Origin of the sequence: Paenibacillus sp. FSL R7-0216 (assembly GCF_037969915.1) — a bacterium.
Taxonomy (GTDB): domain Bacteria; phylum Bacillota; class Bacilli; order Paenibacillales; family Paenibacillaceae; genus Fontibacillus; species Fontibacillus rhizolycopersici.
Window position 1 is genome coordinate 301051 of sequence record NZ_CP150222.1, and the last position, 23959, is coordinate 325009.

Annotated in this window: 19 protein-coding genes; 18 read left to right on the top strand and 1 reads right to left on the bottom strand. The window is 51.1% G+C overall.

Going from position 1 to position 23959, the window contains the following annotated elements:
- Positions 1-65: 65 nt before the first annotated feature.
- Positions 66-926 carry an RNA polymerase sigma factor SigJ gene (gene sigJ, locus MKZ15_RS01385; RefSeq protein WP_339819226.1) on the bottom strand — a complete coding sequence of 287 codons (861 nt, stop codon included), beginning with the start codon at positions 924-926 and terminating at the stop codon, positions 66-68.
- Between the two features lie 365 nt (positions 927-1291).
- On the opposite strand from sigJ, the gene MKZ15_RS01390 reads away from it, so the two are divergent.
- The 18 genes from MKZ15_RS01390 (at position 1292) to MKZ15_RS01475 (ending at position 23956) form a co-directional block, all read left to right on the top strand.
- Complete coding sequence (locus MKZ15_RS01390) at positions 1292-3100, top strand: sugar-binding protein (RefSeq protein ID WP_339819228.1); 1809 nt, start codon at positions 1292-1294, stop codon at positions 3098-3100.
- A 188-nt stretch (positions 3101-3288) separates the two neighbouring features.
- Complete coding sequence (locus MKZ15_RS01395; protein WP_339819230.1) at positions 3289-5115, top strand: sensor histidine kinase; 1827 nt, start codon at positions 3289-3291, stop codon at positions 5113-5115.
- Positions 5103-6680 carry a response regulator gene (locus MKZ15_RS01400; protein ID WP_339819231.1) on the top strand — a complete coding sequence of 526 codons (1578 nt, stop codon included), beginning with the start codon at positions 5103-5105 and terminating at the stop codon, positions 6678-6680. Before MKZ15_RS01395 ends, MKZ15_RS01400 begins: the two co-directional genes overlap by 13 nt.
- A 118-nt stretch (positions 6681-6798) precedes the next feature.
- Complete coding sequence (locus MKZ15_RS01405) at positions 6799-8118, top strand: extracellular solute-binding protein (protein ID WP_155607001.1); 1320 nt, start codon at positions 6799-6801, stop codon at positions 8116-8118.
- A gap of 71 nt (positions 8119-8189) precedes the next feature.
- Entirely contained in the window at positions 8190-9059 is an 870-nt protein-coding gene (locus MKZ15_RS01410; RefSeq protein ID WP_155607002.1) for a sugar ABC transporter permease, read from the top strand.
- 11 nt (positions 9060-9070) lie between these two features.
- Positions 9071-9928 carry a carbohydrate ABC transporter permease gene (locus MKZ15_RS01415; RefSeq protein WP_213623095.1) on the top strand — a complete coding sequence of 286 codons (858 nt, stop codon included), beginning with the start codon at positions 9071-9073 and terminating at the stop codon, positions 9926-9928.
- A 20-nt stretch (positions 9929-9948) separates the two neighbouring features.
- Positions 9949-11433 (top strand): alpha-N-arabinofuranosidase, encoded by a 1485-nt coding sequence (locus tag MKZ15_RS01420; RefSeq protein WP_155607004.1) that lies wholly within the window; start codon positions 9949-9951, stop codon positions 11431-11433.
- A gap of 41 nt (positions 11434-11474) precedes the next feature.
- Positions 11475-12122, top strand: coding sequence for a polysaccharide deacetylase family protein (locus MKZ15_RS01425; protein ID WP_339822243.1), 648 nt, complete (start codon positions 11475-11477; stop codon positions 12120-12122).
- Between the two features lie 94 nt (positions 12123-12216).
- Positions 12217-13320 carry an NAD(P)-binding protein gene (locus MKZ15_RS01430; protein WP_339819234.1) on the top strand — a complete coding sequence of 368 codons (1104 nt, stop codon included), beginning with the start codon at positions 12217-12219 and terminating at the stop codon, positions 13318-13320.
- A gap of 23 nt (positions 13321-13343) precedes the next feature.
- Positions 13344-13778 carry an HNH endonuclease gene (locus MKZ15_RS01435; protein WP_339819236.1) on the top strand — a complete coding sequence of 145 codons (435 nt, stop codon included), beginning with the start codon at positions 13344-13346 and terminating at the stop codon, positions 13776-13778.
- Positions 13779-14050: 272 nt separating this feature from the next.
- A complete protein-coding gene (ahpC, locus tag MKZ15_RS01440) occupies positions 14051-14614 on the top strand; it encodes an alkyl hydroperoxide reductase subunit C (RefSeq protein WP_155607006.1) in 564 nt (187 codons plus the stop codon).
- Positions 14615-14626: 12 nt separating this feature from the next.
- Complete coding sequence (gene ahpF, locus MKZ15_RS01445) at positions 14627-16156, top strand: alkyl hydroperoxide reductase subunit F (protein WP_339819238.1); 1530 nt, start codon at positions 14627-14629, stop codon at positions 16154-16156.
- Between the two features lie 170 nt (positions 16157-16326).
- The gene (locus MKZ15_RS01450) at positions 16327-17271 is read left to right on the top strand and encodes an ABC transporter permease subunit (protein WP_339819241.1); all 945 of its coding nucleotides are present in this window, start codon (positions 16327-16329) and stop codon (positions 17269-17271) included.
- A gap of 12 nt (positions 17272-17283) precedes the next feature.
- Positions 17284-18213 (top strand): carbohydrate ABC transporter permease, encoded by a 930-nt coding sequence (locus tag MKZ15_RS01455; RefSeq protein ID WP_213623098.1) that lies wholly within the window; start codon positions 17284-17286, stop codon positions 18211-18213.
- 64 nt (positions 18214-18277) lie between these two features.
- Positions 18278-19777 (top strand): ABC transporter substrate-binding protein, encoded by a 1500-nt coding sequence (locus tag MKZ15_RS01460; RefSeq protein ID WP_339819244.1) that lies wholly within the window; start codon positions 18278-18280, stop codon positions 19775-19777.
- Positions 19778-19911: 134 nt separating this feature from the next.
- Complete coding sequence (locus tag MKZ15_RS01465; RefSeq protein ID WP_193417211.1) at positions 19912-21639, top strand: histidine kinase; 1728 nt, start codon at positions 19912-19914, stop codon at positions 21637-21639.
- A gap of 7 nt (positions 21640-21646) precedes the next feature.
- Positions 21647-22408 carry a helix-turn-helix domain-containing protein gene (locus MKZ15_RS01470; protein WP_155607012.1) on the top strand — a complete coding sequence of 254 codons (762 nt, stop codon included), beginning with the start codon at positions 21647-21649 and terminating at the stop codon, positions 22406-22408.
- Positions 22409-22435: 27 nt separating this feature from the next.
- A complete protein-coding gene (locus tag MKZ15_RS01475; RefSeq protein WP_339819248.1) occupies positions 22436-23956 on the top strand; it encodes an ABC transporter substrate-binding protein in 1521 nt (506 codons plus the stop codon).
- Positions 23957-23959 lie beyond the last annotated feature (3 nt).

A 23959-nucleotide genomic window follows, 5' to 3' on the forward strand; every position in this document is an offset into this window, starting at 1 on the left:
GCGATAAGCCTCGACGTAAAAAAACAGAAGCACCAAGAATCCCTAGGGGCTCTTGGTGCTTCGTTTCATTCCTCGACATGTTTTAGTTTATCCGGGTTTCTAACCAGATAGATGTTGCGGATTTGGTCGTTCTCCACATGGAAAATTCCGACGGAATGAATCCCTTCCTCCGATCGAATCCGAAAAGCCGGCTGTCCATTCACCCGAGTAACCTCGAATTGGATTCCATCGATCGTGGTGGCTTGCCGAAACGGCCCTAGCAGGAATTGGGCAACGAGATCTCTGGTAAAGATCGGTTTGGCAGCGGCCAAGACTTTGCCTCCTCCATCGGCGACAAGGACAACCTCTTGGTCCAGAATGGATAAGATTTGATCGAGGTTCCCTTGTTTGAGCGCGTTAAGGAAATGATGGACGAGCTCGGGAGCGGTTCCCTCCTGGGGAACGAGTTGATCCGCAGTCATCCCCATTTTTGCGTGGGCTCGACTGAGCAGTTTTCGACAGTTCACTTCGCTTTTCTCCACCAGTTCGGCGATTTCCGGATAATCAAAGCCAAGCGCCTCTCGAAGCACAAACACGACGCGTTCCGTTGGAGATAACCTTTCAAGCAGAACCAGCATCGCATAGGACAGCAGGTCATCGCGGACGACGGCTTCCATCGCATCGTCATGCAGGCTGTGCAGCGGCTCCGGAAGCCATTCCCCATAGTATTGCTCCCGTTTTCGGCGTGCCGATTTATACAGGTCCCGGCAACGGTTCGTGACCATCTTGCAAAGATAAGCTTTGGGTTCTGTCAGCTTCTCTGGCGGCACATCGGCGATTTTCAGAAATACGTCGTGTACCACATCCTCCGCATCCGTGACGGATCCGGTCAGTTGATAAGCGAGTTTAAAGAGCAGTCTATTATATTTCTCGTACAGTTCCTTCATGGTTTCACTTCCTATCGTTTCTCGGTTTCATAACCTATTCATACTTGGCCTTAATCATAAGACGAGGTACGGGGTGTTTTTGTGACAAAGGAACGAGGGGAAGATTCCGTTGGTTCTCCCTATAGATGTTCGAATTTTGAAAGCCAATGCTCGATTTATGAATGTAGTCATCGCCCTGCTCTCCCTAAAATAGGGGTGAAACTCATTTTCCTTTAAAGGAGGTTAATTATGAAAGCGCTTCTAAACCTGGCGGTATGGGGGTGTGTTGGCTGAAGGCTGTTTTCGGGCGTTGGTAACGGCGAAAGTATCGTATGAAAACAGAGGAACCACCCAGAACCCATGACCGGTTGAAGGAGGAGAACTTGTTGAAGAGAAATACGAAGCTGTTCCTGCAATCCTTTATGATGATGTTGATCGGCGTATCCTTGGTGTTTGCGAATGCTCCTGGTTCGTGGACCGAGGTTTCCGCGGCACCGAACCCAGGAAAGCCTGCACCGGGAGACAAGAGCGGGCTGGATGCCCAGGGCAGAATGGCGGCCCACTTCGGTTCGCCCGTGATTGACGGCGACATCGACAAAGCTTGGAGCAAAGTGCAAGCGGTTACACCTAAATTTGCTTCGGATCAAGCAGAGGCCTCCGCCACTTTCAAGGCTTTGTGGGATGACCGCGCCCTGTATGTCCTGGTTGAAGTCAGGGATAAGCATCTTTCGACCGAATCGGTGACTCCTTACATGCAGGATTCCTTGGAGATCTTCCTGGATGAGAATCACGACAAGACGCCGGAATACGGACTAGACGACTTGCATTTCCGTGTCAATGTTGAGAATGCCCAATCCGTGGACAACGGTAAAGTCGAGCGGTTCTACACCGCTTCGAAACGAGTGGACGGCGGATATGTCATCGAAGCCCGGGTTGCCCTCCAATCCAAACCCGAGAACGGAAAGGTAATGGGCCTCGAATTGCAAATCAACGACGCGAAGGATGCAAATCGAATCGGGACCTTGAATCTATTCGATTCAACGGGCAGCGCCTGGAACGATACGAGCAAATTCGGCGAAATCGTGCTCACGGGCAAGACCAAGGGGGATGTCAGCGGAGTTAATCCCTACGACCTTCTGAATCTGATCAAGAGCACGCTGAAGCTGGACTTTACGCTATATCAAAATCCAGCCGTGGTGAAGGACGCCCTGATGAAGGTGGTTGCCGCCAACGTTCTGAACGACAAAAAGGCCACTCAACCTCAAATCGATGAGCAATACGCGGCTATCCAGGCTGCGGTTAGCAAGCTGCAGATGACGGAGGAAGCCGCGAACGAGAAATATTTCAAGGAAGTTCCGGACGCCTACCGAACCGAGAGCGCCAAACCGGGGACGATCGAGAGCTTAACGTACAAGACGCCAAACTTAACCGGCGGAATGGATGAGAAGAAGCTGAATGTTTATCTTCCGTACGGTTACGACGCGTCCGATTCCACGAAGCAGTATAATGTGCTTTATCTGATGCACGGCGGCGGGGAAAACGAGAATCTCATCTTCGGCGGCCCCGGCCAAAGCAAGGAATTGAAGAAAATCATCGACCATATGATCGCAAACGGCGACATTGAACCGATGATCGTGGTAACCCCAACCTTCTACGGCGGGAAAAACGATACGGCTCTCTTCCACGAGGAATTAATCCAGACCATCGTGCCGTTGGTGGAAACGAAGTATCATACGTATGCGAAGTCCGCCAGCCTGGACGAGTTGAAGGCTTCCCGGGCGCATCGGGCGTTCGGCGGGTTCTCTATGGGCTCAGTGACGACATGGTATACCTTCATCCATAACCTCGACTATTTCAAGTATTACCTCCCGTTAAGCGGGGATAGCTGGGCGTTGGGCCAAGGAGGCGGAGGCAGCAAACCGAAGGAAACGGCGGAATACCTGGCCAAAGTCGCCAAGGACGCAGGGTATCAACCGCAGGATTACTATATCTTCAGCGCCACGGGCAGTTTGGACATCGCTTATCCGAACTTGAAGCCTCAGATCGATGCGATGAAACAGCTCACCGATACCTTCATTTATTCGTCGGATACGACCAAGGGGAATTTCTACTTCATTGTAGGCGATGGCGGCACGCACGCCTGGAACTGGGTGAACCAGTACATCTACGATATTCTGCCGGACCTGTTCAAATAGATTCCTAACGAAAGGATGTAACTGCTGAGCCGAGAGGCCTCTTGTCCTGGTGCGACAGGGGGCCTCTTGGCCGCATCGTCTAACCTTTTCCCTACTTCCGGTTGTGTTTTCAAATTGTTTGGCTTGGCCATCTATCGATATAATGAAGGTTGTGGGATTCTAAGGCACAAGAAGCGGAGGACCGGACAGTGAAAACGCGGTTGGTGAAGAGCATACGATCTTTAAGTTACGGCAAGCCGAAAAAGCTAGCTTTTAAGATTCCGTTTGCTTATTTTCTCGTGATCTTGTTTACAGTGGGTTTAAGCTATATGGTACTGGACCAAATGGCAGCCAATTCGGCCCAGAAGAAAATCAATGAGGCCTCGCTGCAAACGGTGACGTCCATAAGGACAAACGTAGATTTAATGATTGAGAACGTCAACAACTATTCGAAAATGATCTTCTCCGATCGCAATTTGCAGAACTTGCTCCGGCAGGGAGATGTATACGCGAATCTGCAAACCCAGTCGAAGGTCAGCTCCTATCTGTACAATCTTATGCAAGCGGTTCCGATCATCGACTCCGTGCACATTTATGACCATGCGGGGCATCGCTTCACCGTCGCAACTCAAGAATTGCCAACGTACATGGAGGTGGATATCAAGGATGCCCCCTGGTATGACCAAGTGGTGAGCAATAAAGGAAAATATATTCTGAGGCTGGATAATCGACGAGGGCCTGCGGACTCCGCCGACGGCAATATCGTCTCTTTTATACGCTTGATTCGCGACATCGACAATACGGCCCCTCTCGGGGTGTTGGTCATAGATATCAAGGACGGCGCATTAGTTCAGGCTTATTCGAATCTGCAAAATGGGAGCTCCTTGCAAATCGCCATTTTAGATGAAAACAATCAGACCATTGTGGCGGATGCAACGGACGAGCAAGGCAGTGCCGTTCTGCATGAACTGCTCGAAACGAACAAGGCGATGTTGGAGGATCAATTTCAGCAAAAGGATTCAGGCTCCCTATCCATGAATTTGGGTTCCCGGAAATATACCGTGACCTATTTGTCGGGCGGAGCCTACAACTGGAAATTTGTGAGCATCTCGCCGCACAACTCCATGGAGTCGCGTAACCAATCGTTGGTGGTGCTGACGCTGGTCTTGCTGATTATTAACGGCACCATCTTCTTTGTCAGCTCCTTCGTGATTTCACGCAGTATCATTAAACCGATTCAGAAGCTGCTTCGGGCGATGAATAAAGCGCCTAGCGGCAATTTCATGAAGGTCACTACGGAGCCGAGCAGCTTCGAGCTGGAGCAGCTGTATAACGGATACAACCGGATGATCGAACAGATTGATCAGCTGCTGAAGCGCGTCATTGAAGAGCAGAAGACGATACGCAAAGCAGAGTTGAATGCGCTTCAATCCCAAATCAAGCCCCATTTCTTGTATAACACGCTAGACTCGATCACGTCGCTTGCGCTATCCGGAGAGAACGAACAGGTATGTGAGTTGATCGAGGCGCTGGGGAGCTATTATCGGTTGAGTGTGAGCAAAGGGCAAGACGTCATTACCGTTGGCGAAGAAATCGAGATCGTACGGAATTACTTAATCATCCAGAGCGTGCGTTACCCGGACGTATTTGAGGCCCGGTTCGAGGTGGAGGAGGGCTGCGACCTAATCCCGATTCCGAAGCTGGTGCTTCAGCCGTTGGTAGAGAACTCACTCTACCATGGCATTCGGCCTAAGGGGACGAAAGGGGCCATACGGATCACCGCCAAGCAAGTGGACGAATCGGTGATCCTGTCGATTTCCGACGATGGCATCGGCATGTCGCGGGAGGAGATCGAGCAAATCCTGTTCACGGAAAGACAAGGTCAAATCAAGAGCTTTGGCTTATGGGGGACGATGGAGCGCTTGCGTATTTTTTATGAAGATAAAGACGTATTCCACATCGTAAGTGAACCGGGGTCAGGGACAACGATCACGCTAATTCTACCGAATGGAGTAGATGTGCCATGGAAAAGTTGAAAGTTCTCATCGTTGACGATGAGCATTTAATCCGGAATTTGATTCGCATGCGCATTGATTGGGAGCAGGAAGGCTTCGAGATCGTTGGGGAAGCTCCGAGTGCCCAGGAGGCGATGGAGTTGGTGGAGCAGCAGAAACCGGATGTCATCCTTACCGACATCTACATGCCGAACATCGACGGGATCGAATTTAGCCGAAGCGTCCTGGAGAAGCATCCGCAGATCAAAATTGTCGTCGTAAGCGGCCATGATGAGTTTGAATATGCGCAACAGAGCATCAAAATCGGGGTGTTCGATTTCCTGCTCAAACCGATTCGGGCGGCGGACCTGCTGCATGTCACCAGCAAGCTGAAACGGAAGATCGAGGAGGAACGATCCCGGGAAGGGGAACTTACGAGACTGAAGGAAGAGTTGGCGCGGAGTCTTCCTTATCTCCGGGAGAAGTTCCTGCTGCAGTGGTTACAGGGGACGCTTTCCCGGGAAGAAATCCGGGAGCAAGCCGAATATTTTCAGCTGCCCGCCTTCCGGAAGCAAGCTCCCTACCAAATTGCCGTTGTCGAAATTACCCCGATAGCGGAGAAACACACCGAGGAGCAGTTGATTTTGCTTGGGATGGCGTGCAAGCGGAAGATGGAGCTGTTCTTTCAGGGAGATCCTTACATCACCATGCTGTCGGATACTCGAAACCAGTTTGTCTTGATTTCTTTTCGTCCAGAGGGAGACCTAACCGGGATCTGTGAAGCGTTGCTCAACCGATTAATCCATGCTCCGAAAGGCATGGTCAACATTGGAGTCGGGCGGAAGCGCCAGAGCTTACAGGAAGGCCATCTGGGATATAAGGAAGCCTGCAACGCGATCCGTTATAAAGCGTTCGTTGGGAATAACCAGGTAATTTGCTATGAGGATATGGTAGACAGCAGAGAGGAAACGTACCGATCTAACCCGGAGCTATTGAGGCAACTGCAATTTTACATCAGCGTCGGTTCCTCTGATCGCGCAGCGGAGATGCTGGAGCAAATCTTTGACGTATCCTTCTCTAGCGTGTCCCAGTTTCGGATGGCGGCGATGGACGTGATTCATGAATGCCAACACGCGGCGATGGAGCAGCAGCTAGACGGTGAACAGGGACTAGACACAGAGACGCTGGTGTCGATCATTACGGCCGATAATTTACCGGAGTTGGTTCAAGCGTTGGAGCCTTACGTCCTTCAGGTTGCCAAGGCGATTTCTGCGAAAAGACAAGCCAAGGAAGGGAACCTGATCCATCAGGTGCAGGCGTATCTGGAACAGAACCTGGGCGATCCCGGGGTCGGATTGGCCAGTACCGCAGCGGTCTTCTTCGTCAGTCCGGGCCATCTGGGCCGGCTCATGAAGAAGGAAACGGGTCAGACCTTCGTAGAGTACCTGACCAACTTGCGTATGAAGAAAGCGGAATGCCTTTTGAAAACCACGGATTTCAAAGGTTATGAGATTGGCGAACGGGTTGGCATTACGGATCCGCATTATTTCAGTATCCTCTTCAAGAAGTCGACCGGACGATCCATGAATGAGTACCGTAACGCCTGATGACGAGTGAGGAATGCTTGAATTTTAAAAGGGGATGCAGGTTTTATGAATGGAGGTCCCGGGGGATCTTTCCTAAAATAACGGTAGATGCATCGAATCTATTTGGGAGGTCAAAGAGATGAAAGCGTTGTTAAAAAGATCCATGAGTATCGTCCTTGCGTTAGGTCTAGCGGGTAGCTTGGCAGCCTGTTCGTCCAATTCTTCCGAAGGGAAGTCTTCGGACGGAAGTGGAAGCGGTTCCATCAAGCTGACGTTATGGGACCAATCGGTAGGGAACACGGACCCGTCGGCGAAATTGCTGCCGCAAATCATCGAGAAGTGGAACAGCGAGCATCCCGACGTCCAAATTGAACGGACCGGTACAACCGGCGAACAGTACAAGACGAAAATCAAAACGTCACTGGCGGCTAACGAAGCGCCAGACCTCTTCTACGGCATGGGCGGCGGAAGCTTTATGCAGCCTTATATCGAATCCGAAAACGTGCTGGAAATCTCCAGCTATCTGACCGATGAGATCAAATCGAAGATGGCGCCGGGGATGGCAGAAGCCATTGAAACCGACGGCAAAATCTATACGCTGCCCGTTTACACCCATATTGCCAACCTTTACGTAAACACCGAGTTGTTCGAGAAGGCGGGAGCCAAAATCCCGACGACGTACACGGAATTGCTGGATGCGGTGGAGAAGCTGAAAGCGGCGGGAATCACGCCGGCGCTGATTGGCGAGAAAGACCGCTGGCCGGGCATGTACTGGTACGACATGATCGCAATGCGCCAGGCCGGAAATGACGCGGTGATCGAAGCCTTCAAGGATCCGGCCAAATGGGATTCGCCGGATTTCGTTGCCGCCGCGGCCAAGATGCAGGAACTGGCGAAGGTAGGCGCGTTTAACAGCAGTATGCTGAGTATGAGCTACGATGAGATGCTGGGCGCATTTAATGCAGGCAGCGGCGCCATGATGTTCCAAGCGAACTGGGTGAATGCCGGGATCGAAGATCCGTCCTCGGCAACCAAAGGGAAGGTTCAAGTCATTCCATTCCCGGTGTTTGAAGACGGGAAGGGCAAAGCTACGGAAATCTTCGGCGGGGCCGTAGACGGGTTCTATGTCAGCAGCACGACGAAGCATCCGAAAGAAGCGGTTGATTTCCTGATGTATCTGAGCGAGCAGTTGGGTACGCAGGGTTATCTGGCCGGCGCAGGCCTTCCAAGCTGGAACATCGATGGGCTGGACACCTCAAGCCTGTCCTCGCTGGACCAATCGGCCGCCGACATTATGAAGACCGCAACCTCGTTTATTACCTGGTGGGATAACATTCTTCCGGCCGAGTCTGCGGAAACGCATAAGAACCTGATTGCCTCGCTCCTGGCTGGCGATATTACGCCAGAGGAGTTCTGTAAACAGATGGCGCAGCTCAAACCGACGGAACTTACGCTTTAATCCTTGAATCATCTCAAACCAGACGTGGTCAGGGGAAACCCTGACCACGATCTTTGAGAGGAGAACTTACGATGAATTCAGTGTTTTCGAACAAGACCGCGATTGCGATATTCGTTCTTCCTACCCTTCTCATTTTTTGCGGAATTGTATTGGTTCCGATCTTTGTCTCGAGTTATTACAGCGTGTTGGATTGGAATGGCGTCGGTAAAGGAACTTTTATCGGACTGGATAACTACGTGGAGATGTTCACCGATGCCAGGGCTCTGCATTCCATCCGCAATTCCTTCCTGTTCGCGGCAGCATCCATCTTCATTCAATTGCCGATTTCTCTGCTGCTTGCCTTAATCCTGGCTTCCTCGGTGAAAGGTGAAGGCTTTTATCGGACGGTGTATTTTATTCCGGTGTTGATCTCCACCGTGGTGATCGCGCAATTATGGTCCAAAATCTACAATGCGGATTACGGCCTTTTAAATACATTGCTGGACAACATCGGCCTCTCGGGATTGGCCCAAGATTGGCTAGGTCAGAAAAAAACCGCCCTCGTGGCGTCGTTCATTCCAACCCTGTGGCAATACGTCGGATATCATATGCTGCTGATGTATGCCGGGGCGAAGTCGATCTCGCAGGATATTCTCGAAGCGGCCAAAATTGACGGGGCTTCCCGGGTCCGAACCGCCTTCTCGATTACGATCCCGTTAATGAAGCCGATTCTCAAAGTCTGTCTCGTTTTCTCGGTCATTGGCGCCTTCAAGGTCTTTGATCTGGTGTATGTCCTCACGGGCGGCGGTCCTTTGTTCGCGACCGAGGTGCCAAGCACCTTGATGTACACGACGATCTTCAATACGTACCGGTACGGTTACGGCAGTGCGGTATCCGTCTTTATTATTCTGGAATGCTTGATCTTCACGGTGCTGATCAATAAATTCTTCAAGACCGAATAGGGGTGAGTTTGATGAATACTGTAGAAGCAAGGTTGCCCAAAAAGCCGTCATTCCTTGGGAAGGTCCTGTTGCAATTGTTTTTGGTCCTCGTGGCGATTGTTCAAGTGTATCCCCTGATTTGGCTCGCGTTCTTCTCCCTGAAAGACAACAGCGAGATCTTCAGCGGCGATGTAGCGGGATTTCCGAAGAAGCTCCTTTGGAGCAACTATGCCAAGGCATTATCGGACGGCAACGTCATGAGCTACTTCGTGAATAGCGTGTGGGTCACGGCGGCTTCCATCATCCTGGTATTGATCTTGTCCTCGATGGCGGCCTATGCCATCACGAGAATGAACTGGAAGCTGAGCAATTTGACGATGACGCTGATCCTCCTCGGGATGATGGTCCCGATTCATGCGGCGCTGTTGCCGTTGTTTATGGTTCTAAAAAACCTGCATTTGCTGAACACCTACTGGTCGTTGATTATTCCTTACGTCGCGTTCGGAATTCCGATGGCCGTATTCATTCTCGGCAGCTTCTTCAAGGGGGTTCCCCGCGAGATGGAGGAATCCGCGGTGATCGACGGATGCGGCATTTACAGAACCTTCTTTTATATCATTCTGCCGTTGATTCGTCCCGCGATCGCTACCGTAGCGATCTTCACCTTCCTCTCCTGTTGGAACGAGCTGATGTTTGCGGTGACCTTCATCAATGACGCGCATTATCAGACGCTGACGGTCGGGATGATGTCGATGGTCGGAACGTACATTACGCAGTGGGGAATCATAGGGGCTGGGCTGATGATCACGACCGTCCCAACGGTGGTCATTTATTTATTGTTGAACAAGCAAGTCCAACAAAGCATGATTGCAGGGGCAGTCAAAGGTTAGAAATGAAGGGAGAACAGAGGATGGTTGCCAAAATCACGGTCAATGCCGATCAATCCGTTGGAACGATCAGCCGCCATATTTACGGGCACTTCGCCGAGCATCTCGGCCGCTGTATCTACGAAGGCATCTGGGTGGGCGAGGATTCGCCGATTCCGAACACCCGCGGCATTCGAAACGACGTACTCGCAGCACTGCGGGGACTGAACATCCCGGTGCTGCGCTGGCCGGGCGGCTGTTTTGCTGACGAGTACCATTGGAAGGACGGCGTGGGTCCGCGGGAACAACGAAAACGGATGGTGAATACGCATTGGGGCGGCGTCGTGGAGAATAATCACTTTGGTACGCATGAATTTTTTGATCTCTGCGAGCTGCTGGGCACGGAGCCGTACATTTGCGGGAACGTCGGCAGCGGAACCGTGCAGGAGATGCAGGAATGGGTCGAATACATGACCTTTGACGGCGAATCGCCGATGGCCAACTGGCGGCAGGCGAACGGACGGGAGAAGCCTTGGCACCTGAAGTATTTCGGTGTCGGCAACGAGAACTGGGGCTGCGGCGGGAACATGCGGGCGGAATATTACGCCGACGAGTACCGCAGATACCAGACGTACGTCCGAAATTACGGCGAGAACCGGCTTTATAAAATCGCCGGCGGCGCCAATGTCGATGACTACCACTGGACGGAGACGCTGATGCGCCAAGCCGGCGCGTACATGGACGGACTCAGCCTGCATAACTACACGGTGCCGGGAGGTTTTGAAGTCAAACGTCCGGCGCTGGGCTTCGATGAAGCGGAGTGGTTCGAGACGATGAAGCTAGCGCTTCATATGGACGAGTTGATTAAGCGGCATTCGGCGATCATGGACCAATACGATCCGCAGAAACGGGTCGGCCTAATCGTGGACGAGTGGGGGAACTGGTTCCAAGTGGAACCGGGGACAAATCCAGGTTTCCTGTATCAGCAAAATTCCATGCGGGATGCGCTGGTTGCCGGTTTGCATTTTCATATCTTCCACCGTCACTGCGACCGCGTCCATATGGCAAATATTGCGCAGACCGTCAACGTGCTGCAGGCGATGATTCTGACCGAAGGCGAGAAGATGCTGTTGACCCCAACCTATCATGTCTTCGAGATGTTTAAGGTTCACCAGGACGCCGAGGCGCTTGCCCTTCATCTGGACGCAGACGTCTACAGCTTGGGCGAGGATTCGATTCCTCAGATCAGCGGTTCGGCTTCAAAACGAGCGGACGGCACGATCGATATTAGCCTGTGCAACGTTGATCCGCAGCAGGAAGCTTCCGTAACTCTGCAATTGCGCGGATTAGCGGCGGGCAAGAAGGTCACCGGGCGAGTGTTGACGCATGCCGATAGGAATGCGCATAATACCTTCGAGCAGCCAGAGACAGTGAAACCGCACGTATTTGAAGGAGTTACGAAGGTAAGTGAAAACGGCTTGTCGGCAACGCTGCCGCCGATGTCTGTCGTCGTGCTGACGCTGGTCTAGGCTAGCTGGCATCTTAAATGAATCGGAGGGGTCTCATGATGATGGCCAAGGGTTCGTTGGTACACCGGGTGCCGACCGGGGAGAAGGCGGTCGCCTTTACGTTTGACGACGGGCCGCATCCCGTTTATACGGAACAAGTGCTGGAGATTTTTCGGAAGGTGAACGGGAAGGCCACCTTTTGCATGATTGGGCAGGAGATCGATCGGTTTGGAGACATCGCGGCCAAGGTACATGCCGCCGGACATGAGATTGCCAATCACACGTACTCACATCCGGATTTGACCCGTTTGACGCTGGAGGAGGCACGGGCCGAAATCCTGCTGGGAGACGAGCGGATCCGCCAGGTGACCGGAAAGCCGGCATTCAGCTTCCGGCCGCCGTATTTTGCCGTGAATGAGGTTATCTTATCGCTTGCCGAGGAGTTCGGGTATTATTCGATCGGGTGCGTTAACGGTGAGGCAAAGGATTGGGAGCAGCCCCAACCCGGCGTGGATTTTATCTTGGAGCATACGCGCCGGTCGGTGGCGAACGGCAGTATCTTCCTGTTCCATGACGGATATGGTGACCGGGCACAGACGATCGAGGCGGTTCGGGTGCTAACCGAGGAGCTGACTGCCGATGGATATCGGTTGGTGACGGTCAGTGAGCTTATGACGTTGACGAATGAACAAGTATCTGATAACACCTAAACCTCCCATGAACTCCCACCCATAAGTCATGCATGCTCAAATTTAAATAAGAGACCCTATATCTTACAACTATTGAATAGATGAGGGTTGCGGTATGAAGGTAGCTATTATGGGGGCGGGGTTATCGGGCCTAGCTTGCGCGATTACGTTGGAGCGTAACGGCATCGAACCGGTCATCTTTGAGAAAAGGAGTCGAGTCGGCGACCGGTTCGTGAATGCGGAGGCGCTTCTTTCGATATTTTCGCGGCCGGTTCAGGATGTCATTGCTAAGTTTTCCGAAGAATACGGACTGTTCCTTCACCCGACTGCGAGCATTGAACAGATGACGATTCAATCCAAGTGGGAGAAGGCCATCCTGGAGGGACCGTTAGGCTTCCTCAATATCCGCGGGAGAGAAGAAGATTCGTTCGAAGCCCAGCTCAGCCGGCAAGTGAATTCGCCAATCTATTTTCAATCGGAGAAAACCTATGAGCAACTGCTGGCGGACTATACGCATGTGGTCATGGCCACAGGGGACGCGGGTTACGCGAAAAAAACCCGAAACTTTCGGGAAGACCTCTCTGTATCCTTGATGGGGGCTACCGTCGAAGGTCAATTTGATCGCTACGCAGTCAAGACCTGGTTCGATTACGACCTTACTCCGAGAGGGTACGGATATCTCCTTCCTTTTTCGGAGAAAGAAGCGAACCTGGTCATCGGCATCCCCGATATCCCCGCGAATGAGGGAGTCAAACTTCAGGACCTCTGGGAACCGTTCCACCAAACCGTTCGAACCGAACTAGGGCAGACTCTCCCCGTGACGGATGAATTTCATATCACGCATTACCTGGTGGGGATCTGCGAAAGGGCCCGGATCGGCAACACCTTCTATGTTGGAAATTGCTATGGCAGCTTGATGCCGTTCTTGGGATTTGGGCAATATAGTGCACTTTTGACCGGAGTTTATGCGGCTTACGATCTATGCGGTCTAGGCAAGTATGAGGAGTTGACTGCCCCCCTACGTCAAAGCTATGAGCATTCGCTGGTTCTACGTCGGGTGATGGAACAGCTCGACAATGCCGATTTGGATCGAATCGTACGGGTGCTGGATGGTCCTCTGGCGAACAAGCTGTGTTTTTCCAAACGGATCAATCCCTTGAAAGTAGCCAGTTATTTGATGCGTCCTTATGTGAAAATCAAACAAGGAGTGACCTCCTGATCAAAACCTAGGAGGGGATCGGCGTGATCACCGTATTGAATATGGATGGCCGAGAGCTAACCCCGTGCACGCTGGATCGCGCTTGGCGGGAAGTAAATCGGGAACGGGCCGTCTGGCTGGACGAGCAGACCATCCAATTGCTCTACAACCCGTTCTTGTTCCGAGATTATCGGAAGATCGCCCTAAGGCGAGACCGCTACACCTGCTTATGGTGCGGTGCTCCTGCAACGACGGTAGACCATCTCATTCCCTCAAGCAAAGGCGGTTCGGATCTACCCCAGAACCTGATTGCCTCTTGCAGCGAATGTAATTCGAGTCGGGGAAACCGTGCGGCCTTTAGTTATTTGAAGGAAAACGGGAGGGCTGCACCCTATCCCTTCAAGCTCCGTTACCGTATCCTCAGGGCGATGATCGGCCCGTACCTTCTGTCCAAGCGGAAACGAAGGAGGGAATCGTAAAAAAGGCTTCCGACCGAACCTCCGGTCCGAAGCCTTTTAGGTTTGCGCCCCATGATCCTATTCATCCTTTCTAGTAAGCTCTAAAAGTCGAGTGGGTTCCTCTGAAAGTCGTGTGAGTAATTTGTGAAAGTTACAAAGCAAACGATTAGTTTCAACGGATGAGGGTATATTAATTGTGAAGACTTGGTGAAGTAGATTGACGTTGAGAATGGTTCGCATATAATAATTAATATAAATAACAGACAAACCACAGCCAAAAGGAGAGTTAAATCATGTCATTGATTGGAAAAGAAGTATTGCCTTTTAAAGCTCAAGCTTATCAGAACGGGAAATTTATCGATGTTTCCGATGCAGACTTTAAAGGGAAATGGAGCGTTGTATGCTTCTATCCAGCGGACTTCACGTTCGTATGCCCTACGGAGCTGGAAGACTTGCAGGATCAATATGCTACCTTGAAAGATCTTGGCGTTGAGGTCTATTCTGTATCGACCGACTCCCACTTCGTGCATAAAGCTTGGCACGATAGCTCCGAAGCGATCGGCAAGGTTACTTACATTATGATCGGCGACCCCTCCCACACGATTTCCCGCAACTTCGACGTTCTGATCGAAGAAGAAGGCGTGGCGGATCGGGGTACCTTTATCATCGACCCGAACGGCGTGATCCAAGCTATCGAAATCACGGCTGGCGGGATTGGACGCGATGCAAGCACCCTGATCGACAAGATCAAAGCAGCTCAATACGTTCATAACCATCCAGGTGAAGTTTGCCCGGCGAAATGGAAAGAAGGAGCCGCAACTTTGAAACCAAGCCTTGACTTGGTTGGCAAGATCTAAGGAGAGAGAATCATGAAACTGGATGCAGACATCAAACAACAATTAGAGCAATATCTTCAGCTTCTTGAAGGGAATGTTCTGCTGAAAGTCAGTGCCGGAACCGATACGGTTTCGAACGATATGCTGGACCTCGTTCACGAGTTGTCCAGCATGTCGGATAAAATTACCGTCGAACAAACGACTTTACCCAGAACCCCTAGCTTCAGCGTGAATCGCGTAGGGGAAGAGACCGGCATCACCTTTGCCGGTGTTCCACTGGGCCATGAGTTTACTTCCCTGGTACTGGCTTTGTTGCAAGTCAGCGGAAGACCTCCGAAGGTTGAACAGCATATTATTGATCAAATCAAGGGGATTCGAGGCGAATACCGCTTCGAAACCTACGTCAGCTTGACCTGCCATAACTGCCCGGACGTCGTTCAGGCGTTGAACCTGCTGAGCGTTCTGAATCCTGGCATTTCCCATACAATGATCGACGGCGCGGCTTTCAAGGATGAAGTCGAGAGCAAAGAGATCATGGCGGTGCCAACCGTATTCATGAACGGGGAGCTGTTCGGTAACGGCCGGATGTCCGTCGAGGACATTCTGGGCAAGCTGGGCTCGTCGGATACGACGGCATTTGAAGGCAAAGAGCCTTACGACGTGCTTGTCGTAGGGGGCGGACCTGCCGGTGCCAGCGCGGCGATTTACGCAGCACGTAAAGGGATCCGTACCGGGATCGTCGCTGAACGCTTTGGCGGACAAGTGAACGACACCCTTGGCATCGAGAACTTGATTGGCGTGAAGTATACCGAAGGGCCTAAGCTTGCGGCCAATCTGGAGGAACACGCGAAGGAATACAATATCGACATCATGATGTCGCAGCGGGCGAAAGGCCTTCAGAAGAAGGACCTGATCGAAGTGGAGCTGGAGAACGGTGCGGTCCTGAAGAGCAAAACGGTCATCCTGTCCACCGGGGCACGCTGGCGCAACATGAATGTACCGGGCGAAGCAGAATTTAAGAATAAAGGCGTGGCGTATTGCCCGCACTGTGATGGTCCATTGTTTGCAGGGAAACGTGTCGCTGTCGTCGGCGGAGGCAACTCCGGTGTTGAGGCAGCCATTGACCTGGCGGGCGTGGCATCGCATGTGACCGTACTTGAATTCATGCCTGAGTTGAAAGCCGACTCTGTCTTGCAGGATCGTCTGAACAGCTTGCCGAACACCACCGTAATCAAGAACGCGCAAGTGAAGGAAGTTACGGGGGACAGCAAGGTGAACGGAGTAACCTACATCGAGCGGGAAAGCGGTGAAGAGAAGCATCTCGAGCTGGAAGGCGTATTCGTTCAAATCGGCCTTGTGCCGAACACGGAATGGCTGGAAGGCACGCTAGAACGTACCCGGATGGGCGAGATTATCGTCGACAACCGTGGGGCAACGACTCTTCCAGGCGTATTTGCGGCCGGCGACTGCACGAACTCGGCTTACAAGCAAATCATTATTTCGATGGGTTCAGGCGCGACAGCTGCCTTGGGAGCCTTCGATTACATGATCCGCAATCAATAACATCATAGGTATGACCTTAAGCCCGCTCATCGAGAGCGGGCTATTTTTGTGTACAAATCTAAAGTTTGTTGACTATAGTATCAAGTTTATGGTCTGGATGTAAGCGCTGTATTCCCGATAAAATGAGATTAGACAGAGCAGTACACGCTGAAGGAAAGAGGTGACGGAACATGAAGTCGAAGGAAAACAGAAAGCGCTTACACTCGCGTTGGCGCAAACAAGACACGGAGCTGACGTTATTGGCCTTGCCAACGACCCTTTGGTATATTCTGTTCAGTTTCCTGCCGATGTTCGGCATCATTATCGCCTTTAAGAATTTCAAAATAACCGGTGGGTTTCTGAGCAATGTATTCAACAGCCCCTGGGCAGGCCTCAAAAACTTTGAATTCCTCTTCAAGTCGAACGATGCCTGGATCATTATTCGGAACACCATCGGGTACAACTTGATCTTTATCGTCCTTGGGATTGTGATCCCCGTGGCTTTAGCCTTGATGATCGGGATGATCCACAACCGCCGGGCCGGGAAAGCCTATCAAACGATGATGTTCCTGCCCTATTTCCTCTCCTGGGTTGTAGTCTCCGCTGTGGGTTGGGCGTTCTTAAGTTTCGATAAGGGGATTCTCAATCAAATGTTGGTGAATTGGGGAAATGAGCCGGTCAACTGGTACATGGAACCGAAATATTGGCCTTACTTCTTGATCTTCATGAATATCTGGAAGGGGCTAGGTTATGGAATGGTCGTCTATTTGGCGACAATCGCCGGGATTGATAAGACCTACTATGAAGCGGCCGTGATCGATGGCGCTACGCTCTGGCAGCAAACCCGGTTTATCACGCTGCCGCTGATGAAACTGGTTATCGTGATGATGTTCATCTTGGCGGTGGGACGGATCTTCTACACGGACTTCGGGTTATTCTTTCAGGTCCCGAGGGACTCCAATTCCCTGTTTAATGTGGCCACGACGATTGATGTCTTGGTTTACAAGCAGCTCAAAACGGCAACTGTCGGCATGGCTTCGGCTGCGGCTTTTGTACAATCGGTTCTCGGCTGTCTGATGATTCTAGCGGCGAACTGGACGGTTCGCAAAATCGATTCGGATAGCGCGATGATCTAAGGAGGTGCGTTTATGGCAACAAGAACGGTTTACGAGAGCGGCTTGGATCGCTTTAATCGTCCAAGCAAAGGGGTGAATTTACTCCTCCATCTCCTCTTCTTCTTCCTTGCGGTGATTTGTGTTGTGCCTATGCTGGTGGTCTTATCCATCTCGCTGTCCAGTGAAGACTCGATTCGGGAGAACGGCTATCACCTGATCCCAACGGCCTTCTCGGGGGATGCCTACGGGTATATCGCGAAGCAGGGAACGATGATTTTGCAGGCCTTGGGGATCTCCGTCTTTGTCACGATCGTCGGAACCGTGTTGGGGATTCTGCTCACCACCTCGATGGGGTACGTTCTCTCTCGGCCGAATTATAAGCTGAAGGGGTTCCTGACGTGGGTCGTATTTATTCCAATGGTGTTCAACGGCGGGTTGGTCTCGAGCTACTATATCAATGCCAATTTACTGGGGCTGAAAGATACGGTTTGGTCGCTGATTCTGCCGCTGGCGGTCTCCTCATTTAACGTCATTATTTGTAAGACCTTCTTTAAAAGCACGATTCCGGACGGATTAATCGAATCCGCAGAAATCGATGGAGCCGGCCAGTTGCGCATTTTCTTCTCGATCATTTTACCGATCTCCTTACCGGTCATCGCAACGATAGGTTTGTTCCTATGTTTTGGTTACTGGAATGACTGGTTCCAATCGATGTTGTACATCAACAATCAGGACCTGTATTCGTTGCAGGCACTGTTGAATAACTTGATGAGCAATGTGGACGCGCTGGCAAGGAATGCTTCTAGTCTGGGGATTAGTTACGCGGAGCTGGTTGCCACGATGCCTAAAGAATCCGCCCGCATGGCGGTGGCTGTCGTGATTGTGCTCCCGGTCGCCTTTGCGTATCCCTTCTTCCAGCGATACTTCATCTCCGGCTTGACTGTAGGCGCAGTCAAAGGATAATCCGAAATAAACTGGGCTTGTCTCAGTTTATGTATATTAAGAACACAAAAGGGAGGAAATATCTATGACAAGGTCTTTGAAGCTCATCTCTACCCTATGTATTATGATGCTTCTCATGTCCGTTCTTGCCGCATGCGGTTCGAAGTCGAATTCTTCGTCGGCGAACAACTCGCCAGACTCTTCGACGAACACTTCTACAGAAACACCGACAACTTCGGGGGAGATCCCGACGTTGGTATGGTGGACGATCGGCGGTCAGGTTCCGGATAACTTCGAGAAGGCCATCGAAGCCATGAACGAATACACAGCCGAGAAAATCGGCGTGAAGATCGACATTAAAGTGGCAAGCTGGGGCGATTGGGATACGAAAATTAACACGATCGTAAACACGGGTGAACCTTTCGATATCCTCTTCACCAACGTTTCCAAATACAATCAGCAAGTGACCATCGGGGCGCTCGCAGACATCACCGATTTGGTGCAAAGCGAGACACCGGAACTGTATAAGTTCATTCCAGAGAAGGTATGGGATGGGACGAGAATCGGCGGCAAGCTTTATTCCGTGCCAACCTATAAGGACTCCTCTCTAACCCAATATTGGGTGTTCGATCATAAGTATGTTGAGAAATACGGCATTGACTTGAACAACATCAAAACCCTGAAGGATCTGGATAAACCGTTCCACGACATGAAAGACGGAGAGGGCAAGAGCTTCTATCCATTGCCGATGACGCAAGGCGACGGATTTAACGGATTCTTTAACCGGTATGACGATCTTGCGCTGGGATTCCCTCCGATTGGGGTGTCGGTGGATGACGCTTCCCGCAAGGTGGTATCCGTTCTGGAACAACAGGATGTCATGGACGAATTGAAGATTCTGCACCAATGGTATAAGGATGGCATTATCAATCCCGATGCTCCAACCAAGCCGGAAGCGGACAAAGGCCGCGCGTTCTTCAGTGCTCAAGGCTTCCCAGGGGCGGACATTACTTGGCAAATCAACGAGGGCGTCGAGAAGTACGACATGACGCAGGTTTACGGACCGCTCTACACGACGGCAACGATTCAAGGTTCCCTCAACGGAATCTCGGCCAATTCCAAGTATAAGAAGGAAGCTTTGAAATACCTGGAGCTGGTGAATACCGATCCGAAGCTTCGCAACATGCTGGCCTTTGGTGAAGAGGGCGTCGACTACGTGAAAGTGGACGGCGAGAAAGTCATTGAACGTATTTCCGATACTTGGCCGCTGGCTGGATATACGCAAGGGACCTTCTTCAATATGGCGACAACCAAAGGAGCTCCGGAAGATCAATGGGTACAAGTTCAGAAGCTGAATGAACAAGCGACCGCTTCGTCCTTGCTCGGTTTCTCACTCGACACGACCAATCTGACTACCGAAGTAGCGAACGTGAAAGCGACGTGGGATAAGTACCGTTATGAATTGCTCACAGGCGCATCCGATCCGGAGAAGAGGGTGCCACAGATCATCGAAGAACTGAAAAAGGCCGGAATGGATACCATCATGAAAGCTGCACAAGAGCAGATTGATGCCTTCTTTAAATAAGAGCTAAGGCTTCACTCGATTGGCCCGGACGGTAGATTTATCTACCGTTCGGGCTTTTCAATATGATGGTATAATGAGGACAGAGGATGGCATTGGAATCAGCGCCGTAAGACACAAGGCAAAGGAGGCGCCGAATGGGCTCCTTTTGGCAGATTAAAATATACCGAAGTAAATTCATTGCCTATACGATATCTGTTGTGACCATCGGTTTGGCGCTGGGCATCATGACCTGTGCAGTTCTCATGTATCAGTGGATCGAGGGTGCTCGAGCTGAAGCAATCAGCACGTTTGCTCGAATCGAGAACGAGCTGCAGTATGATACCGATCGAATTGAAGCTTATATGCAGCGAATTTACTCTAATGATCGCCTGATGACGGATGTTCGTTTCTTTCTTGGGAACACCGCGGAAGGTTACCAGACGAGCAGGCTGCAGAATAGCCAATACAATGAACCGCTGGTCTCTTTCCCGGAAGATATGAGGGCTTTCTTACACAGTTCCATGAAGGGAGATCTGACCCAAGTCAGTCTGCATACCGATTCCGATAGCAACGTGGTGCGGTTTGATGACAATGGCAATCCTAGCTTTCTGTTTCGCGTGCCGAACACGGATGAGATCTTTCGCGAGTCTATGGAGAAGGGATTTGTGTACCGTAAGAAATTGTCCGACCCCAACCAGATTTCTCGTCAAATCGGAGAGTTCCGCTTCTTGATCGGCAGCGATCCGTTGTTCAGGAAAGTACAAGGTTATAAGTTGGACATCGCCGCGGCCATTAGCGATTCGGGTGAAGTGTATATGATCTCCGGCATGGACCATGGGACCAAGGAGATGGCGCTCAAAGCCACGGAGGAGAAACGAAGCAGCGGGTATTCTTCCTTAGGGGGGATGAAGAATGTCTTCTTCATGACCTTTACCTCCACCAAGTTTGATTACCGATTTGTGTTTCTCGTGGATTTGTCTCACCTGATGCATCAAAAGGCGGGCATCCTATTTGCTGTCGTAGGTATTGTTCTGTTGGCCATGATTAGCGTATTGCTGCTTATCGCTTACAATATGCGTGACGATGCGAGATTCCTAAGGCACATCATCCACTCCATCAAGCGAGTGAAGACGGCGGATTTCACGTCGAGTTTCCCCGCTCCCTATCGGCGCAACGAATACGGCATGATTGCCCGCGAATTGGATGATATGGTGCATGAGCTTGATAAACATATTCGCACCGAGTATTTGCTGAAATTGAAGCAGCAGGAAACCGAAATGAAAGCGCTTCAGCATCAGATCAACCCCCATTTTCTGTACAATACCCTGGAGTCGATTCGCTCCACGGCTTTGCTTCACCGTGACGTGGATACGGCGGATGCCATTGCGACCTTAGGTTCTCTCTATCGCGATATCGTTCACAAAGACAATATTATTTCGATCGGGGAAGAGCTGGAACTGTTGCAGAAGTTTCTGAGCATCATGGAGCTGAAGTATCCGGGACGGTTCTATTATCAGATCAATGTGGATGAGGCGCTATTGCGTCTCCAGACGGTCAAATTTTGGATGCAACCGCTGGCCGAGAACTTCTTCGTTCATGGGTTCAATTCAAGCAGTGAATTCAATTTACTCGTCGTGAACGGTTGGGAAGAGGACGGACGGTTCATCCTGGAATTTATGGATAACGGGAAATGTATACCCGAAGCGCGTCTGGAAGAAGTGAGGCAACATCTGATCTGTCGTGATGATACGCCTGTACGCAGTATTGGACTGCGTAACGTGCATACCCGGCTGCATTTTTTCTATGGTGAGGCCTTAGCGATGGAAATTGAGAATAATGAGGAAGCGGGAGTCAAGATTACCGTGAGGATCACAAAGGGGTGACTTCAGCATGTATAAGCTTCTGATCGTAGATGACGAACCGCAGATTCTGGAGGGCATGAAGCGAACCTTGGATTGGGGGGAATACGGCTTTCACCAAATCGAAACGAGCGAAACGAAAGAAGACGCGATCGCCAAATCCGTGGATTTATTGCCGGATATCGCCATCTTCGATGTATGTATCGGCCCTGATCTTGGGTATGAGATCATCCATCAGCTCAATGAACTGCGTCTCCCTACCAAATATATTATAATGAGCGGTTACAGTGAATTCGAATATGCCCAAGCGGCGATTCGCTGCGGCGTGAAGGACTATCTGCTAAAGCCCGTTGAGCGTTCCAAGCTGCAGAAGGTGATTGAGAAGATCATTGTGGAGGATTTGCAGGGGACTTTAAATGGGATCAGCAGGAAAGATAACACTACGGATCCGATCCTGGGAATTCCCTATGAGGAGTTATCCAAACTGACCAACCGTATCCTGCTCATGGTGAAGGCGGAGTTTGCCCAGAACATCACGTTGAAATCGGTGGCGGAGCGTTTTCGCATGAATAGTACGTACCTTGGACAGTTGTTCTTAAAAGAAACCCGCATGAAATTTTCGGAATATTTGATGGCGTACCGTATGCTTCTTGCGAAGGAGCGCATTCTCGCTACGAACGAGAAGATCGCCAACATCGCCCAGTCCGTGGGCTACGCAAATTTGAATTACTTTTACACGCATTTTCAAGGATATTATGGCATGTCCCCTTCGGATCTTCGAAAAAAAAGCTAGTGCTCCACAGGCGGAAAGGAGGATGGGATGCAGCGACGTTCGTTGTTCAATCGTGTGGCCCTTTTCTTGGCATTAACCGGCATGTTATCCCTACTTGTCATGGGCTGTTCGCCTTCCTCTGACAAAGGGGAAACGATACCGCGTAAGGACATGGTCAATTTGGTCTACTATACGATCGGGGAGCCGGATCCGGACCTGAAGAAGGTGAATGACAAGATCAATGAAGTATTGGCTAAGAAGATCGGAATCACCATTACTTATATCAAGGTCGGATGGCAGGAATACGATAATCGCCTCAACACGATGTTATCGGCGGGAACGCCCTTCGATATCGCTTATGCCCCGGAGTTCACCACTTACGTGAAGCGTGGAGCTTGGCTGCGGCTGGATGACTATCTGTCCAGTACGGGCAAGGATATGTACGATGTCATTGACCCCATGTTTTGGCAGGGCGTACGGATGGACGATGGGGGGATTTATGGCGTGCCCACCAATAAGGAATTAGCGGTCCGCCAACAGTGGATGTATCCGGAAGAGCTGGTGAAGAAGTATAACATCGATATTACGAAGTACAATACCCTGGAATCGCTGGAACCCTTGATGCAGATGATCAAGCAGAAGGAATTCGATTATTTGCCGATGGAGCTGGACAAGGATTCCCATAACTTCTTCGCTTTATATGGGTACGAGTACGTGATTGATAAGGAACTCCCATTAATGCTGCGGTCTTTAGATTCCCGTTCTCGGGTCGTGAGTATTTTCGAAACCGAGGAGGCTCGGCGGGTGCTGGATACGCTTCGGCGTTATTATCAGGCAGGCTACATCAACGAAGATGCGGCTTTACGGGAGAGTCAGGAGCTGGAGAGAGGGAAGAAAGTGTTCTGGAAGGCCTCAAGCGGCGGCCCCCTCTCTGAGAATAGCTGGAGTAAGGATCGCGGCTACAAGGTCGTTGCGCATCCCGTCACGACGGAGGTGGTCACGACCGAAGATGTGCGGGGAGGCGTCATGGCGGTCAGTTCGGATACGAAGTATCCGGTCGAATGTATCAAGTTCTTGAACCTGCTCAATACCGACCCGGAGGTACGAAACCTATTTAACTATGGGATCGAAGGCGTGCATTACACCTTGGACAAGAAGGGTCAAGTCGTGCTGATCCCTCCGAAGGATGCGGACGGACACCCCGTATCCGACGTTTCGTCCAACTACATTGGAGTTACGTTTACCCAAGGCAACTGGTTTATCTTAAAGACGATGGGCGGCGAGAATCCGGAACCGATAAATAAATGGGAGGAATTTCGCGCTTCCAACGCAAGAGCCGTGAAATCTAGTACGTTTGGGTTTACGCCGGATTTGTCCATGATGCCGATCCAGATGCAGAACATCAAGATGGTCTGGCAGAAATATTATCCGAGCCTTATGACCGGCAGCGTGGACGTAGATACCGAACTTCCGAAGTTCAATGAGGAACTGAAGCAGGCGGGCCTCTACGAGGTGCAGGCCGAGGTGCAAAAACAGCTGGATGCTTGGCGTGCTTCGAGTAAGCGATGACGG